This is a genomic window from Aeromonas sp. 62-46, assembly GCF_001898585.1.
In the GTDB taxonomy this organism is placed as follows: domain Bacteria; phylum Pseudomonadota; class Gammaproteobacteria; order Enterobacterales; family Aeromonadaceae; genus Aeromonas; species Aeromonas caviae.
Window position 1 is genome coordinate 124,811 of record NZ_MKUI01000006.1, and the last position, 14,239, is coordinate 139,049.

The following is a 14,239-nucleotide window of genomic DNA, read 5'->3' on the forward strand; positions in this document are numbered from 1 at the left end:
ACAAGGAGCACACCATGACAAGGATTGGGTTTATCGGGCTTGGCAACATGGGGGGCCCCATGGCCGCCAACCTGGCCAGGGCGGGGCACAGGGTGCAGGTGTTTGATCTGGTGCCCGAGAGCCTGACCCGCGCCATCGAGGCCGGCTGCCTCGCCACCGGCAATGCCCGGGAAGCGGTGAGCGGCTGCGAGCTGGTCATCAGCATGCTGCCAGCGGGCGAGCACGTGCGCAGCCTCTGGCTGGGGGAGAGTGCCGGTGAGCGGGGCGGCCAGGATCTGCTGACGGCCCTGTCGCCCGGCGCCCTGGTCATCGACTGCTCCACCATAGACGTGGCCTCGGCCCGTCAGGTGGGGGCGGCGGCGAAGGCGCGCGGCATCCGTTTTCTCGATGCACCCGTCTCGGGAGGCGTGGCCGGTGCGGCGGCGGGCACGCTCACTTTCATCGTCGGCGGCGAACAAGCGGATTTTGAAGCGGCCAGACCCGTGCTCGCCTGCATGGGGCAGAACCTGTTTCACGCCGGGGCCCTCGGCGCTGGCCAGATCGCCAAAATGTGCAACAACATGCTGCTCGCCATCCACATGGCGGGCACCGCCGAGGCGCTGGCGCTCGGGGTCAAGGAAGGGCTGGATCCCGCCGTGCTCTCCACCATCATGGGCAAGAGTTCGGGCAACAACTGGAGCCTTGAGCGCTACAACCCCTGGCCCGGGGTGATGGAGAACGTCCCGGCATCCCGTGGGTATACAGGGGGCTTTATGACCCGGCTGATGGTCAAGGATTTGGGGCTCGCCATGGCGTTGGCGGAACATGCCCACAGCGCCGTGCCCATGGGGGCCCTGGCCCGCAACCTCTTCAGCCTGCACGGGAGCCAGGGCCAGGAGAACAAGGATTTTTCCAGCATCCTCGAGCTCTATCGGGACAAGACAGCGCCGGGTTAAGGGCCGCTATCTACCTTTTTACCCGAGAGTCTTTGACTCGACAGTCACCGGCCATCTCACCAGGAGCATTTATGGATATCACACAAAAAGTTATTGCCATCACGGGGGCGGGCAGGGGGCTCGGGCGCGCCATCGCCCTGAGTCTGGCGGAGCAAGGTGCCGTGCTTGCACTCATCGACGTCAACCGCACCGATCTGGAGGTGACCGAGGCGGAGGTGCGCAGCCGTGACGGCCGCTGCGTCCTGTTCGTCTGCAACGTGGCAAGCGAGCCGGAGGTCGAGGCGACCTTCGCCGCCATCAAGGATCAGTTCGGTGCCCTGCACGGTCTCGTCAACTGTGCCGGCATCCTGCGCGACGGCATGCTGATCAAGGTGAAGGAGGGGGCACTGACGGAGAAGATGAGCCTGGCCCAGTGGCAGAGCGTCATCGACGTCAACCTCACCGGCACTTTCCTGTGCGGGCGCGAGGGGGCGGCGCTGATGGCCACCGGCGGGGAGGGGGGCGTCATCATCAACATCTCCTCCATCGCCCGGGCCGGCAACATGGGCCAGAGCAACTATGCCGCCAGCAAGGCGGGGGTGGCCTCTCTGGTGGTCACCTGGGGGAAGGAACTGGCCCGTCACGGCATCCGGGTGATGGGCATCGCCCCCGGCGTCTTTGCCACCGACATGACGGCGGCGATGAAACCCGAAGCCATGGCCCGCATGCAGCAGGCCATCCCTGTGGGCACCCTGGGGCAGGCGGCGCAGCTGGCCCAGACGGTGCAGTTCATCCTTGCCAACGACTATCTGTCGGGGCGGATGATCGAGCTGGACGGCGGCTTGAGGCTCTAGTCCCCCCTGCATATACCCTCTCTGACGCCCCTCCTGCAGGGGCGTTTTTGCAGGGGAAAGGCCCCAGTGCAAGGGTGCATAGCCATGCAGGTCCGGCTTTTGAAAAGCGGGGCGGCATCATGAAAAGTCGTGAAATATCAACGGGTCTTTCTTAATTTGAACCAGCTCACAGGCACCCCGGGTCAGTGCTGTAAAATTGCGCGCGGTCAAGGCGGCTCATGATTGACGGCAAGAGGGATTGCGGCCGGAATAGTCATGCAATATAGTTGCCGCCTTTTTCACGGGGTATGGATTTCTAGCCCCTCCCATGTCGCGCGCTGTATGAATACGGATGCTCAGCCGCCGCCTAATAAAACAGGTTTGAGATGGACAAGAAACTGGGGCTGGGTGCCCTCATTTCGCTGGTGATCGGCTCTATGGTCGGTGCCGGGGTTTTCAGTCTGCCGCAAAACATCGCAGCGCACGCCAGTGCCGGGGCAGTCGCCCTGGGATGGGCCATCACGGGGATCGGCATGATCTGCCTCGCCCTGGTCTACCAGAATCTCTCCATGCGTCGACCGGATCTCGATGGCGGCATCTTCAGCTACGCCAAGGCAGGGTTCGGGGATTTCGTCGGCTTCAACGCCGCCTGGGGTTACTGGCTGTGCCAGCTGCTGGCCAACGTCTCCTACGCCATCGTGGTGTTCAGTGCGCTGAGCTACTTCTTCGACACGCCGGACAATGTCATCTTCGGTGACGGCAATACTCCGGTCGCCATCACGCTCGCCTCCCTGCTCATCTGGTCGGTGCATGCCCTGGTGCTGCGCGGCATCCAGGTGGCGGCGCTGGTGAACATCGTCACCACCATCGCCAAGATGGTGCCCCTCATCGTCTTCTGCGTAGCCATCCTGCTCGCTTTCAACATGGAGACCTTCACCCAGGATCTCTGGGGGCAGGGGAGTCCCGAGCTCGGCTCCGTGATGGACCAGGTGAAGTCCACCATGAAGGTGACCCTCTGGGTCTTCATCGGCATCGAGGGGGCCGTGGTGGTCTCCGCCCGTGCCCGCCATCGCAAGGACGTGGGCCGCGCCACCGTGCTGGCGCTGCTCGGCGCCCTGGCGCTCTACGTCATGGTGACCCTGTTCTCCCTGGGGGTCATGAACCAGCCGCAACTGGCGGCCCTCAAGAACCCCTCCACCGCCATGATCCTGGAAGCCGTGGTCGGCCCCTGGGGCGCCTGGCTCATCAACATCGGCCTGGTGATCTCGGTGATGGGGGCCCTGCTGAGCTGGACCGTGCTGGCGGCGGAAGTGCCCTACATCGCGGGCAAGACCGGTGTCTTCCCGGCCTGGTTCGCCAAGGAGAACAAGAACGGTTCCCCCAAGGTGTCGCTCTGGTGCTCCACCTGCCTGGTGCAGATCTTCCTCATCATCATCTACTTCCAGAACAGCACCTATCTGGCGTTGGTGAACATCGCCACCTCGGCTGCCCTGGTGCCCTATGTCTTCTCCGGTGCTTACGGCCTCAAGCTGGCGTTGAAAGGGGAGACCTACGCGGGCCAGCCCCATCAGCGCAAGCGCGACCTGCTGCTGGCCCTGGTGGCCACCGTCTATGGCTGCTGGCTGGTCTATGCCGCCGGGGTGGAGTACCTCTTGCTGGTGGCGCTGCTCTACAGCCCGGGGATCTTCATCTACTGGAAGGCGCGCCAGCACCACGGCCTGCGCAGCCTCAATCGGCTAGAGCAGGGGATGACGGCAGCCCTGCTCGGCTGCGCCGTGCTGGCGTTCTACAAGGTGATGGACGGTACCATTCCCCTGCATTAATCGGCACAATAAAGAGATGGCAAGATGCCATCTCTTTTTTATGGATAATGGCGGTCAAGTTGACCGCTGTTTCGTTATTGAAGGAATGTTTATGCTGTTTGTGGGCTATCTGGTGTTGGGCGCCTTCGCGGGCATGCTGGCCGGGCTGTTCGGTATCGGCGGCGGCCTCATCATCGTCCCCGTGCTGGTCCTGAGTTTTCACGCACAGGGCGTGGCGCCGGAGATCATCACCCATCTGGCCCTCGGCACCTCGCTGCCCACCATGATCTTCACCGGTTTCAGCTCCCTGCGTGCGCACCAGGAGGCAGGAGCGGTGGACTGGGGGATGATTCGGCGCCTGGGCGCCGGCATGCTGGTCGGTGCCTGGCTCGGCGGCATGACCGCCAACCTGCTCAGCGCCAGCACCCTCAACATCATCATCGGCTGCTTCGCCTGGACCATGGCCCTGCAGATGGGGCTCAATCTGAGGCCAAAAGCGGAGCGACACATGCCGGGCCCCCTTGGTACCGGGATCGCGGGCACCGTCATCGGCTGGATGTCGGCCTTGTTCGGCATCGGTGGCGGCTCGCTGACCGTGCCTTACCTCACCTGGAATTCGGTGCCCATGCGCAACGCCGTGGCCGCCTCCGCCGCCTGCAGCATGCCCATCGCCCTGGCAGGCAGCCTCAGCTATCTCTATGCCGGTTGGGGAGACGCCGATCTGCCCGAGTGGAGCGTCGGATTCATCTATCTGCCGGCCCTGCTTGGCATCGTGCTCACCAGCACCCAATTTGCCCGTCTGGGCGCCAGACTGGCACACAGAATGCCACCCCGGCGGCTCAAGCAGGCCTTTGCCCTGCTCATGTTGCTGGTGGGTGCCAAATTCATGCTCTTTAGCTGAACCCTTGGCCAGATTGTTGAAAAATAAGGCGAACGGCTCGTGATGCGGTAGAAAGCCATTGCATTGAGGGGCCAGTTTGCCTATTCTCCTCGCCGGTGGTCCTATTGGTCCTCTCGCATTGATAACCCGTCGACCTGGTCAGGACCGGAAGGTAGCAGCCAAGGCGGGGGACTCGAGTGCCGGGATGTGGCTGGTAGGGCCACCACCTGTTTCTGCCATTCAACAAGTTACAGCTAATACCCCCTTCAGACCTCTTGGTAATCCACTTCATGTGGATGAATCAGGAGTCTTCAAAGTGCATTTTCAGCTCTCTTCACATGCTATTTGCTCTACCGCAAGGTGAGCCTGTGCCCTATGGGCTTTTATCAGGCTTCAGACCGCGCCACTGTCCCCTTGAGATCATGCTTTCCCTCAGTCACCTCCCGTGGCCTCTATGGCCCAGCCATCTTCTGACTTTCAGCACTGCAAGCTCTTGCAGTACGCCATCCGGCGCCTCCTTTTGTTGGCGCCGGCAGAGCAGGTGAGGCCATGCGCTTGACGCGACACCATGCCGGGGCCACGCGGCAACGCGACCCCCTCTGGTGGCGGGAGCTCGGAGAGGCTATCTTGCCGTTGCTGGAGACGCCGGGCACCGGTTTCATGCGGTGCAGCTCTTCCACTCTGTTTTACGGAAGGTGCGGCCCCGTGCAGGGGTTGCTCCCGACTCACCAGATACCAGGCTGGCAGGCGTGTCAGATTGCAGAACCCGTCAGCCTCTTTTCGCGCCCTTGAGGGGTGCCGTTTTCTGTGGTTGCTCAAAGGAGCCCTGATGATTGGCATGATCGCATCTCTACTCAAACCGGGCCTGCCCGAACACCCTGACTCCTCGCAGTATCAGGGAGGCCGGTTCAACAATGCCGTGACACCCCAGGCGCGAAGCCTCTGGGAAGGAGCCGGGCTCTGGTGGGACTTCCTGTTCGCCAAGCCTGAGGGCACGGTGCCGGATCGCGCCATTCCGGTACAGGTCATGACCCGGGAGGGGCTCATCGCGGCGCCGGACAACAGCGTGTGGCGCCTCGGCCACTCCACTCTGCTGCTGAAGTTGCAGGGCACGTTCTGGCTGACGGATCCCGTGTTCAGCGAGCGGGCCTCGCCGGTGCAGTGGTTCGGCCCCAAGCGCTGGCATCAACCGCCCATCACCCTGGAGGCGCTGCCCCCCATCGAGGGGGTGATCCTCTCCCATGATCACTACGACCATCTCGATCACGGGGCCATACTGGCGCTGCAGGAGAAGGTCGACCACTTCATCACGCCCCTCGGGGTGGGGGCGCGCCTCGTGGCCTGGGGGATTGCGAAGGAGAAGATCCGCGAACTGGACTGGTGGCAGCAGACCCGAGTGGGCGGTGTCACCCTGGTAGCGACCCCGGCCCAGCATTTCTCCGGCCGTGGCCTCGGGGACGGCAACCAGACCCTCTGGGCCTCCTGGGTCATTCGCGGCGAGGGGGTCAACCTCTTCTTCAGCGGTGACAGCGGCTACTTCGACGGTTTCAAGGAGATTGGCAGGCGCTACGGTCCGTTCGACGTGACCTTCCTCGAGACCGGGGCCTACGACAAGCGCTGGGAGCTGGTGCACATGCTCCCGGCGCAGACGGCGCAGGCGTTTCACGATCTCGGGGGGAAATGGCTCTATCCGGTGCACAACGGCACCTTCGATCTGGCCATGCACCGCTGGAACGACCCGCTTGAGCAGATTGCCCGACTGGCTGCCGAGCAACAGATACCTCTGACCACGCCTCTCATGGGGGAGCCTCTGGAGGTGCTGAGCCCCCATGAGGGCAGCCCCTGGTGGTGCGATTGACCTGAGTGCCCTCCAAAGACGGTGTCACCCCTCAAAGGGGCGTGCGGGAGGTTGGGGCCGGGCCCTGTGAGCGCCCCCGCTGCCTCCCCATCCTCTGCGCCGGACCCGCGACGGCCAGGCGGGGAGGGCGCACGGGAGCGCCTTGCCGCGTTATCTTCTGCCACCAGGTCTTGCTGATACCTCACTCGGGCTGGGCGGCAACCTGGCGCTTGAAGGGACCTGGCTTGTTGGCCTTGCGGTGTTCCGAAACCAGGATCAGCAGGCGCTGCAGGGCGATGAAGCTGAACAGCAGCAGGCCGATGATGATCTTGGTCCACCAGGAGCTGAGGGTGCCGTCGAAGTTGATGTAGGTCTGGATCAACCCTTGGATCAGCACCCCGAACAGGGAGCCGAAGACGGTGCCCACCCCGCCGCTCAGCAGAGTGCCGCCGATGACCACGGCGGCGATGGCATCGAGCTCCACCCCGACGGCGGCGAGCGGATAGCCCGCCGAGGTATAGAGCGCGAACACGATGCCTGCCAGGGTCGCCAGGGTGGTGGAGAGCAGGTAGATGCGAATGGTGGTGTGGCGCACCGAGATCCCCATCAGGGCTGCCGAGGTGGCGTTGCCGCCGATGGCGTAGACGTTGTTGCCAAAGCGGGTGCGGTTGGCGAGCAGGATGCCGAAGACCACCACCGCCAGCATGATGAGGGCCAGCAGGCTCAGGCGACCGCCCCCCGGTATCTTCCACGACAGGCTCGACAGGTAGGTGAAGGTGGGGTGATCGATGGGCAGGGACTGCTCGGAGATGAGAAAACTGGCCCCCCGCAGGAAGAACATGCCCGCCAGGGTGATGATGAAGGCGGGGATCTTCAGGGTGTCGATCAGCCAGCCCATGAGGGCGCCAAAGCCTGCTCCGAGTACCAGCACCAGAGGGATGGCCAGCACGGGGCTGACGCCCAGCTTCCCGATGAGGGTTGCCAGCAGCACGCCGGTGAAGGCGATGACGGCCCCCACCGACAGATCGATGCCCCCCGAGAGGATGACGAAGGTCATGCCCACCGCCACTATGCCGAGAAAGGCGTTGTCCGTCAGTATGTTGCAGATGATGCGGGTGGACATGAAGGCTGGGAAGGAGGCCAGGCAGAGCAGATAGCCCAGCACGAAGACCATGATGGTCACCATCAGGGGGAGGTTGCGTTTAAACATGGCGAGTCCCTCGCTGGAAGAGGTGGTTGAGGGCCGGTGACTGCATGACCAGCACCGCCAGCACCACCAGGGCCTTGACGATCTGGTTCCACTGGGGTTGGTAGCCGGAGAGCAGGATCCCGGTGTTCACCCCCTGGATGATCAGTATGCCGATCAGGGAGAGGGCGAGGTTGAAGCGCCCCCCCATCAGGGAGGTGCCTCCTATCACCACCGCCAGAATGGCGTCCATCTCGAGCCAGAGCCCGGCGTTGTTGGCATCGGCACCCCGGATGTCGGCGGCGACTATCATGCCGGCGACGGCGGCCATCATGCCGCTCAACAGGTAGGTGGCGATCACCACCATGGGGGTGTTGAGCCCGGCGTTCTTGGCGGCCTTGATGTTGATCCCCACCGCTTCGATGAAGAGGCCGAGGGCGGTGCGCTTGGTCAGTAGCCAGAGCAGCAGCGCCATGCCCAGGGTGATGATGACCGGGGTGGGCAGATAGAAGAGGGAGCCGCTGCCGATCCAGGCGAGTGCGTCGTTGTTGAAGGTGATGATCTGCCCCTCGGTGATGAGCTGGGCGATGCCCCGGCCCGCCACCATGAGGATCAGGGTGGCGACGATGGGCTGGATCTTGAACACCGCCACCAGCAGGCCGTTCCACAGGCCGCACAGAAGGCCCACCCCGATGACGGCGGCGAAGATGACCGGCAGGCTGTGACCGCCGGTGGCCAGGCTGGCCATGGTGGCCCCGCTGATGGCCATGACGGCTCCCACCGACAGGTCGATGCCGCCGGTGGCGATCACCAGCGTCATGCCGAGGGAGAGCAGGGCCACCGGGGCACAGCGGTTGAGGATGTCGATGAGGCTGCCAAACAGCCGCCCATCCTGGATGTGGATGGCGAAGAAGTTGTCGGCGACCAGGGCATTGATGAGCAGCACGCACACCAGGGCGGCGCACTGGGCCGAGCCCGTGGGCCACTCTCTGCGGGCGCGCGACCCCTTGGTGAGGGGGAGGATGGATGACGTCATATCAGGCCTCACATGCAATGGCGTTCATGATGGCAGGGACGCTCAGGGCGTCCGTCGCAAGCTCTGCCACCTGTTTTCTGTCACGAAGGACGATCACCCGATCGGCATAGCCCACCAGCTCCTCGAGCTCGGAGGAGATGACCAGCAGGGCCAGCCCGTTGGCGCAGAGGGATTCGATGAGGCGGATGATCTCGGCGTGGGCCCCCACGTCGATGCCCCGGGTGGGCTCGTCCAGGATCAGGAACTGGGGTTTGGTGAGCAGCCAGCGGGCGAGCAGCACCTTTTGCTGGTTGCCCCCGGAGAGAAACTGGATGGGCTGCTCTGGTCCCGGGGTCTTGATGGCCAACTGCTCGATGAGGCGGGCGGTGATCTCGTCCTGTTCCTTGCGAGACAGGGGATGCAACCAGCCCCGCTGGGCTTGCAGGGCCAGCACCATGTTCTCCCGCACCGAGGCCGAGGCGATGATGCCGGCGCTCTTGCGATCCTCCGGGCAGAAACCAAAGCCGTTGGCGGCCGCCTGGCGTGCAGAGCGGATGGTCACCGGCTTGTCCCGCACCCGGCACTCGCCGCTGTCGCTCGGCACTATGCCGAACATCAGCTCGGCGGTCTCGGTACGACCGGACCCGAGCAGGCCGGCAAGGCCCACTATCTCCCCGGGCATGACGTCGAGACTGAAGGGGGCGATGACTCCCCGCTTGCCATAGTCCCTGAACGACACCATGGGCTGGTTGCTGCGCAGTGTCTTGCCCGCCCGCTTGAGGGCATTGTCGTCCAGCTCGCGTCCCAGCATCATCTTGACCAGCTCCAGTTGTGGCAGTGCCTGGGTGTCGCGGGTGCCGACCAGCTCGCCGTTGCGCAGCACTGTGATGCGATCGCTGATGGCGTAGACCTGATCGAGAAAATGGGTGATGAAGATGAGGCTCACCCCCTGATCCCGCAGGCGCGTCATGAGGGAGAAGAGCATCTGGACTTCGCTGGCATCCAGGCTCGCGGTGGGCTCGTCCAGGATCAGGATCCTGGCGGAGAGTGACACCGCCCGGGCGATGGCCACGATCTGCTGCATGGCGACCGAATAGTGGTCGAGGGGCAGGGTGACATCCATCTCGAAGCCGTGGCTGGCCATGATGGCGCTGGCCTGCCGGATCATGGCGCCCCGGTCGATGAAGCCGAAACGGCGGGGCTCATGGCCGATGAAGAGGTTGTCCGCCACCGACATGTTCGGCAGCAGGTTGACCTCCTGATAGACGGTGCCTATCCCCAGACGCTGGGCATGGGCGGTGTCCGTCGGGGAGATGGGGACGCCATCGAGTTCGATACGGCCGGCGTCTCGCTGATAGACACCGGTGAGGGTCTTGATCAACGTGGACTTGCCGGCCCCGTTCTCGCCGAGCAGCGCCATGATCTCTCCGCGGCGCAGGGAGAAGTCCACCTGATGCAGGGCCCGTACTCCGGGAAACGCCTTGCATATTCCGCGGGCATTCAATACGACATCGTGAGTGTTCTCTGACATGAATATTGGCTCTCCGATATAGCGCGCCATACAAGTTCAATCACTTATATGGCGCGCTATGTGACAGTCTGGCAGGGGAGCGGGATTAATAACCCATGTCTTTTTTCAGCTCGAGCTGCGCCTCGGCACTCCCGGGCTCAAACAGTTTGGACTCCGTCTTGATATGTTTGGGGGGCAGGGTGCCATCTTTCTTATAGGCCAGCAGGGCATCGAAGGCCGGTCCCGCCATATTCGGCGTGAGCTCCACCGAGGCATTGGCTTCGCCTGCGATCATCGCCTTGAAAATATCCGGCACGCCATCGATGGAGATGATCTTGATATCCTTGCCCGGTTTCAGCCCGGCCTCTTTAATGGCCTGGATGGCGCCGATGGCCATGTCATCGTTATGGGCGTAGACGGCGCAAATATTCTTGCCGCTATTTTCCGCCTTGATGAAGCTCTCCATCACCTCCTTGCCTTTGCTGCGGGTGAAGTCGCCGGACTGGGTGCGGATGATCTTGATGGTGGGCACGGCCGAGACGGTGTCGAGGAAGCCCTTCTTGCGATCCAGCGCCACGCTGGCACCCACCGTGCCCTGCAATTCCACCACGTTGCACGGTTTGCCATCCTGCTGCTTGATGAGCCACTGGGCTGCCACTTCCCCTTCGTGGACGCTGTCGGCGGCGACCCCGGTCATGAAGAGACCGTCATCTTTTACCGTGATATTGCGATCCAGCAGGAAGACCGGGATCTCGGCCTCTTTCGCCTCCTGCAATACCGGCTCCCAGCCAGTCTGTACCACGGGGGCAATAAAGATGGCATCCACCCCCTGGGCAATAAAGGAGCGAATGGCCTTGATCTGGTTCTCCTGTTTCTGCTGGGCATCGGCAATTTTCAGGATGATGCCGCGTTTTTGGGCTTCGCTCTTGGCGACCGATGTTTCTGCAGCTCGCCACCCGGATTCAGAACCAATTTGCGAGAAGCCCACGGTCATCTCTGCAGAATATGCAGTGGCCGAGAGAATAAGGGTGCTGATAATGCTCGCCAGTTTCACTTTTTTATACATATGACACTCCTTTGTGATGCATGGTGAAATAAACCGGAACACGTCAGGTTTTTATTGTACGGGTCAAGGTTATAGGCTCTTGAATTAAACGGCGGGAGGTGGCTCACAGAAAATTTTCAGCAGCACGATGCTTCATACAAACAGCAGAAGAGTTCATATATCGAGCCCTGCCTGTATTGATTTTTATGCATATTTATTTAATTAGGCAACCATTGTGTCCAGAGTGCCACCTGCTTTTTGCCCCCGGTATCGGGGGCGCAGGCACGCAGATGAGGGGCCCTCGTCAACGAAGAGGGGGATATTCCCCTGGCACAGGCGACCCTTCGGGGTGCACCGCTGCCAGCAGATAATCCACGAAGGCCCGGACCCGGGCCGAGAGGTGACGGTGCTGTGGATAGAGGGCGTAGAAGGGGCGGGATCGCCCCGCAAAGGGGGTCATCACCTCGATCAGCTTGCCTTGCAACAGCGCCTCGGCCGCCACGAAATGGTAGATCTGGAACAGACCGCCCCCAGCCACCGCCCAGCCCAGGCCCGCCAGCACATCGTCAAGCACCCGCTGTCTGCTCTGAACATGAAGGTCGACAGGGTCCCCCTGCTCGTTCACGAACTGCCAGGGGAAGGGGCGACCCGTGCTCGGGGTGATGAACTGGATCAGATCATGTTGCGACAGCATCTCCAGGGAGATTGGCGCGGGGCGGCGGGCGGCATAATCGGGGGCGCAGAAGACCCCGAGGCTGGCATCCTCCAGCTTGCGGGCGATGATCCGCCCATCGCGCGGCTCTCCCAGCCGGATGGCCAGATCGTAACCATCCTCCACGAAGTCGATGTTCCTGTTGGAGACATTGAGCTCCAGTTCGACCTCGGGATAGGCCGCCATGAAGCCCGGCAGCAGGGGCACCAGACGGTGGTGGGCATAGACGGTGCCCACGCTGATGCGCAGCACTCCTCTGGGGTGGCGCTGGCGACCGGTGATGGCCCGCTCGGCCTCAGCGATCTGCTCGAGCGCTTGCTGGCACTGTTCCCGATAGAGCTCCCCGTCATGGGTGAGGCGCACGCTGCGGGTGGTGCGATGGAAGAGTTTGACGCCGAGCCTGGCCTCGAGACGCTGGATGGAGCGGCTCACCGAGGCGGGCGTTACCCCCAGTACCTGAGCCGTGGCGGTAAAGCTGCCAAGTTCGGCTGCCTTGCAAAAGAGCTCTATGGTGCCGAGCTGGACGGGGTCGAAGGCACGGGACATATGTTCATCCATGTAAATAATCAAGTTCAATGATGTGAGTTTATTCGTCCGTGGGTAATCAGTAAATTGCTCATCGCGGGCGGCCCGGTGGCCGCCCGATCGATCACTGCCATCAAAAGGAAGATCACGATGAAGAACACCCTCAAGGCCGTGTTGGCCTCACTGCTGCTGGCGACCTCTGCTGCGGCCAGCGCCGCCCCGAAAGGCGAGATCCTGGTGCTGCTCTCGAGCGAGACCGAACTGCCGCTGCAAGGGGGCAAGAGCCTGACCACCGGCTTCTACCAAAATGAACTGGGGGTGCCTGCCGCCGCCCTGCTGGAGGCCGATTATACCCTGACCCCGGTGACCCCGAGAGGGAACCGGCCCGTTGTCGACAAACACTCCGTCGATCCCCAGTACTTTGGTGGCAACCCGCAGGAGATGGTGCGCATCGGCGCCGTCGTGGAGGGGCTGCTTGGCGCCGGCAAGGTGCTCTCCCTGAGGGAGGTGCTGGCATCCGGTCCCGAGCGCTATGCCGGCCTCTTCATTCCCGGTGGCCATGCGCCCCTCATCGATCTTGCCAAGGATCCCGAGGTGGGGACCCTGCTTCGCCACTTCCATGACAACCACAAACCCACGGCCGCCATCTGCCACGGCCCCATCGCGCTGCTGGCGGCGCAGGCGGATCCGGCCGGGTTCGAGCAGTCGGTCATTGCAGGCAAGGCAGACGGCGCCAGAGAGTGGATCTACGACGGTTACAGGATGACCATCTTCTCCGACAAGGAAGAGGCGGTGTTTGAAGGCTCCCTTGGGGGTGACAAGCTGCGCTACTACCCGGCGAAGGCCATGGCCCAGGCCGGTGGCAGCATGCAGTTCGTGGCACCCTGGCAGCCTGGCGTTGTGATCGATCGCGAACTCATCACAGGCCAGAATCCCTTCTCCGACCACGCCCTGGCGAGCGCCTTCATCGCGGCGCTGGACAAACAGCAAGGGGCAGGCTGACGCCAGGAGAAGCGCAAGTTCCCCCCTTGATCAGTGCAGGCAGCCCCAATGGGCTGCCTTTTTCATGCCCCAGCCTTGGCGAGAAACGCCTTCATGGCGGGGGTGATACTGTGTTTTCGGGTGATGAAGGCGATGGTGCCTGCGCTCGCATCGCTCAAGGGGTGGCAGGGCAGCTTGAAGAGCTGCTGGGCGGTGGCGGCGATGCCGGCGCTGACCACGGCGCAGCCCAGGCCGTGGCTCACCCCGTTGACCAGGTGGAACAGGGAGTCGGTCTCCAGCACCACCCGCAGGCTGATCTGCTGGCGGGCGGCGGCCTCGTCCAGGTAGCGGCGAAACTGCATGGTGGTGCTTGGCAGGATCAGGGGGAGATCTTGCAGGTCCGCCAGGGTCAGCGGCCCGGTCGGGGCGCAGTGGGCAGGCAGGGGGCCCAGCAGGGCCATGGGGTTGGGGTGGCGAAGCTGGACGTCGAGGGCCCTGCGTTGATGCTCGGTGAGCAACTCGTCAAAGCCGAGCCCGATGTCGATGCGATGCAGATCCAGCTGCTCCATCAGGGTGGCATGGGTCATCACGCAGAGGTGCAGGCCCACCTTGGGGTAGGCGTCATTGAACCCCTTGAGCAGCGGCATGATGTCGATGCTCGACTGGGGCACGACGCCGATGCGCAGCGCACCCGACAGCCCGCCCCGAAAGAGGCTGAGCTCCTGGCGCATGGCATCCTGCTCCTGAAGCATCCGCTCGGCGTGGTGCAGCACCACTTCCCCCGCCTGGGTCAGGGCTACGAACTGGCTGTTGCGCACCACCAGTTCGGTGCCAAGTGACTTCTCCAGAGCGGTGATGCTGGCTGACAGGGTCGGCTGGGTGATGAAGCAAGCCTTGGCCGCCTTGGCGAAGTGACGGTGCTGGGCCAGCTCGTAGAAATAGTGCAACTGCTTGATATTCATCGTGGTAATGGCAGCAGGCAAAGGCAATGAGCGACAA

General features: G+C 63.1%; 12 protein-coding genes and 1 other RNA gene. 7 read left to right on the forward strand and 6 right to left on the reverse strand.

Going from position 1 to position 14,239, the window contains the following annotated elements; genetic code table 11:
* Nucleotides 1-14 precede the first annotated feature (14 nt).
* The 6 genes from mmsB to BGO64_RS03275 all read left to right on the forward strand — a co-directional run bounded on the left by mmsB (nucleotide 15) and on the right by BGO64_RS03275 (nucleotide 6,287).
* Nucleotides 15-935, forward strand: a complete 921-nt coding sequence (mmsB, locus tag BGO64_RS03250) for a 3-hydroxyisobutyrate dehydrogenase (protein ID WP_286700152.1) — start codon at nucleotides 15-17, stop codon at nucleotides 933-935.
* Nucleotides 936-1,006: 71 nt separating this feature from the next.
* Complete coding sequence (locus BGO64_RS03255) at nucleotides 1,007-1,768, forward strand: SDR family oxidoreductase (protein WP_286700153.1); 762 nt, start codon at nucleotides 1,007-1,009, stop codon at nucleotides 1,766-1,768.
* Nucleotides 1,769-2,133: 365 nt separating this feature from the next.
* Complete coding sequence (gene arcD, locus BGO64_RS03260; protein ID WP_286700154.1) at nucleotides 2,134-3,570, forward strand: arginine-ornithine antiporter; 1,437 nt, start codon at nucleotides 2,134-2,136, stop codon at nucleotides 3,568-3,570.
* 91 nt (nucleotides 3,571-3,661) lie between these two features.
* Nucleotides 3,662-4,450, forward strand: a complete 789-nt coding sequence (locus BGO64_RS03265; RefSeq protein ID WP_042878545.1) for a sulfite exporter TauE/SafE family protein — start codon at nucleotides 3,662-3,664, stop codon at nucleotides 4,448-4,450.
* Between the two features lie 102 nt (nucleotides 4,451-4,552).
* Nucleotides 4,553-4,649, forward strand: an RNA gene (gene ffs / locus BGO64_RS03270) — signal recognition particle sRNA small type.
* 618 nt (nucleotides 4,650-5,267) lie between these two features.
* Entirely contained in the window at nucleotides 5,268-6,287 is a 1,020-nt protein-coding gene (locus BGO64_RS03275) for an MBL fold metallo-hydrolase (RefSeq protein WP_286700155.1), read from the forward strand.
* Nucleotides 6,288-6,468: 181 nt separating this feature from the next.
* Here the strand turns inward: BGO64_RS03275 and yjfF are convergent, their stop codons facing one another.
* The 5 genes from yjfF to BGO64_RS03300 all read right to left on the reverse strand — a co-directional run bounded on the left by yjfF (nucleotide 6,469) and on the right by BGO64_RS03300 (nucleotide 12,292).
* Nucleotides 6,469-7,476 carry a galactofuranose ABC transporter, permease protein YjfF gene (gene yjfF, locus BGO64_RS03280; RefSeq protein ID WP_010674604.1) on the reverse strand — a complete coding sequence of 336 codons (1,008 nt, stop codon included), beginning with the start codon at nucleotides 7,474-7,476 and terminating at the stop codon, nucleotides 6,469-6,471.
* Nucleotides 7,469-8,488: a galactofuranose ABC transporter, ATP-binding protein YtfT gene (ytfT, locus tag BGO64_RS03285; RefSeq protein WP_045524792.1), complete on the reverse strand. Its 1,020-nt coding sequence runs from the start codon at nucleotides 8,486-8,488 to the stop codon at nucleotides 7,469-7,471. Before ytfT ends, yjfF begins: the two co-directional genes overlap by 8 nt.
* A 1-nt stretch (nucleotide 8,489) precedes the next feature.
* Nucleotides 8,490-9,998 (reverse strand): galactofuranose ABC transporter, ATP-binding protein YtfR, encoded by a 1,509-nt coding sequence (gene ytfR / locus BGO64_RS03290; RefSeq protein WP_279982989.1) that lies wholly within the window; start codon nucleotides 9,996-9,998, stop codon nucleotides 8,490-8,492.
* An 85-nt stretch (nucleotides 9,999-10,083) separates the two neighbouring features.
* Nucleotides 10,084-11,043, reverse strand: coding sequence for a galactofuranose ABC transporter, galactofuranose-binding protein YtfQ (gene ytfQ / locus BGO64_RS03295; protein ID WP_010674607.1), 960 nt, complete (start codon nucleotides 11,041-11,043; stop codon nucleotides 10,084-10,086).
* A gap of 283 nt (nucleotides 11,044-11,326) precedes the next feature.
* Complete coding sequence (locus BGO64_RS03300) at nucleotides 11,327-12,292, reverse strand: LysR family transcriptional regulator (RefSeq protein WP_286700156.1); 966 nt, start codon at nucleotides 12,290-12,292, stop codon at nucleotides 11,327-11,329.
* Between the two features lie 117 nt (nucleotides 12,293-12,409).
* Here BGO64_RS03300 and BGO64_RS03305 point away from each other — a divergent pair, with 117 nt between their 5' ends.
* Entirely contained in the window at nucleotides 12,410-13,261 is an 852-nt protein-coding gene (locus BGO64_RS03305) for a type 1 glutamine amidotransferase domain-containing protein (protein WP_286700157.1), read from the forward strand.
* A gap of 62 nt (nucleotides 13,262-13,323) precedes the next feature.
* Here the strand turns inward: BGO64_RS03305 and BGO64_RS03310 are convergent, their stop codons facing one another.
* Nucleotides 13,324-14,202, reverse strand: a complete 879-nt coding sequence (locus tag BGO64_RS03310) for a LysR family transcriptional regulator (protein WP_069651446.1) — start codon at nucleotides 14,200-14,202, stop codon at nucleotides 13,324-13,326.
* Between the last annotated feature and the right edge of the window lie 37 nt (nucleotides 14,203-14,239).

Bases quoted from the DNA above. Each gene is read 5' to 3' on its own strand.
- mmsB (WP_286700152.1), top strand. From the start codon at position 15: ATGACAAGGATTGGGTTTATCGGGCTTGGCAACATGGGGGGCCCCATG.
- BGO64_RS03255 (WP_286700153.1), top strand. From the start codon at position 1,007: ATGGATATCACACAAAAAGTTATTGCCATCACGGGGGCGGGCAGGGGG.
- arcD (WP_286700154.1), top strand. From the start codon at position 2,134: ATGGACAAGAAACTGGGGCTGGGTGCCCTCATTTCGCTGGTGATCGGC.
- BGO64_RS03265 (WP_042878545.1), top strand. From the start codon at position 3,662: ATGCTGTTTGTGGGCTATCTGGTGTTGGGCGCCTTCGCGGGCATGCTG.
- BGO64_RS03275 (WP_286700155.1), top strand. From the start codon at position 5,268: ATGATCGCATCTCTACTCAAACCGGGCCTGCCCGAACACCCTGACTCC.
- yjfF (WP_010674604.1), bottom strand. From the start codon at position 7,476: ATGTTTAAACGCAACCTCCCCCTGATGGTGACCATCATGGTCTTCGTG.
- ytfT (WP_045524792.1), bottom strand. From the start codon at position 8,488: ATGACGTCATCCATCCTCCCCCTCACCAAGGGGTCGCGCGCCCGCAGA.
- ytfR (WP_279982989.1), bottom strand. From the start codon at position 9,998: ATGTCAGAGAACACTCACGATGTCGTATTGAATGCCCGCGGAATATGC.
- ytfQ (WP_010674607.1), bottom strand. From the start codon at position 11,043: ATGTATAAAAAAGTGAAACTGGCGAGCATTATCAGCACCCTTATTCTC.
- BGO64_RS03300 (WP_286700156.1), bottom strand. From the start codon at position 12,292: ATGGATGAACATATGTCCCGTGCCTTCGACCCCGTCCAGCTCGGCACC.
- BGO64_RS03305 (WP_286700157.1), top strand. From the start codon at position 12,410: ATGAAGAACACCCTCAAGGCCGTGTTGGCCTCACTGCTGCTGGCGACC.
- BGO64_RS03310 (WP_069651446.1), bottom strand. From the start codon at position 14,202: ATGAATATCAAGCAGTTGCACTATTTCTACGAGCTGGCCCAGCACCGT.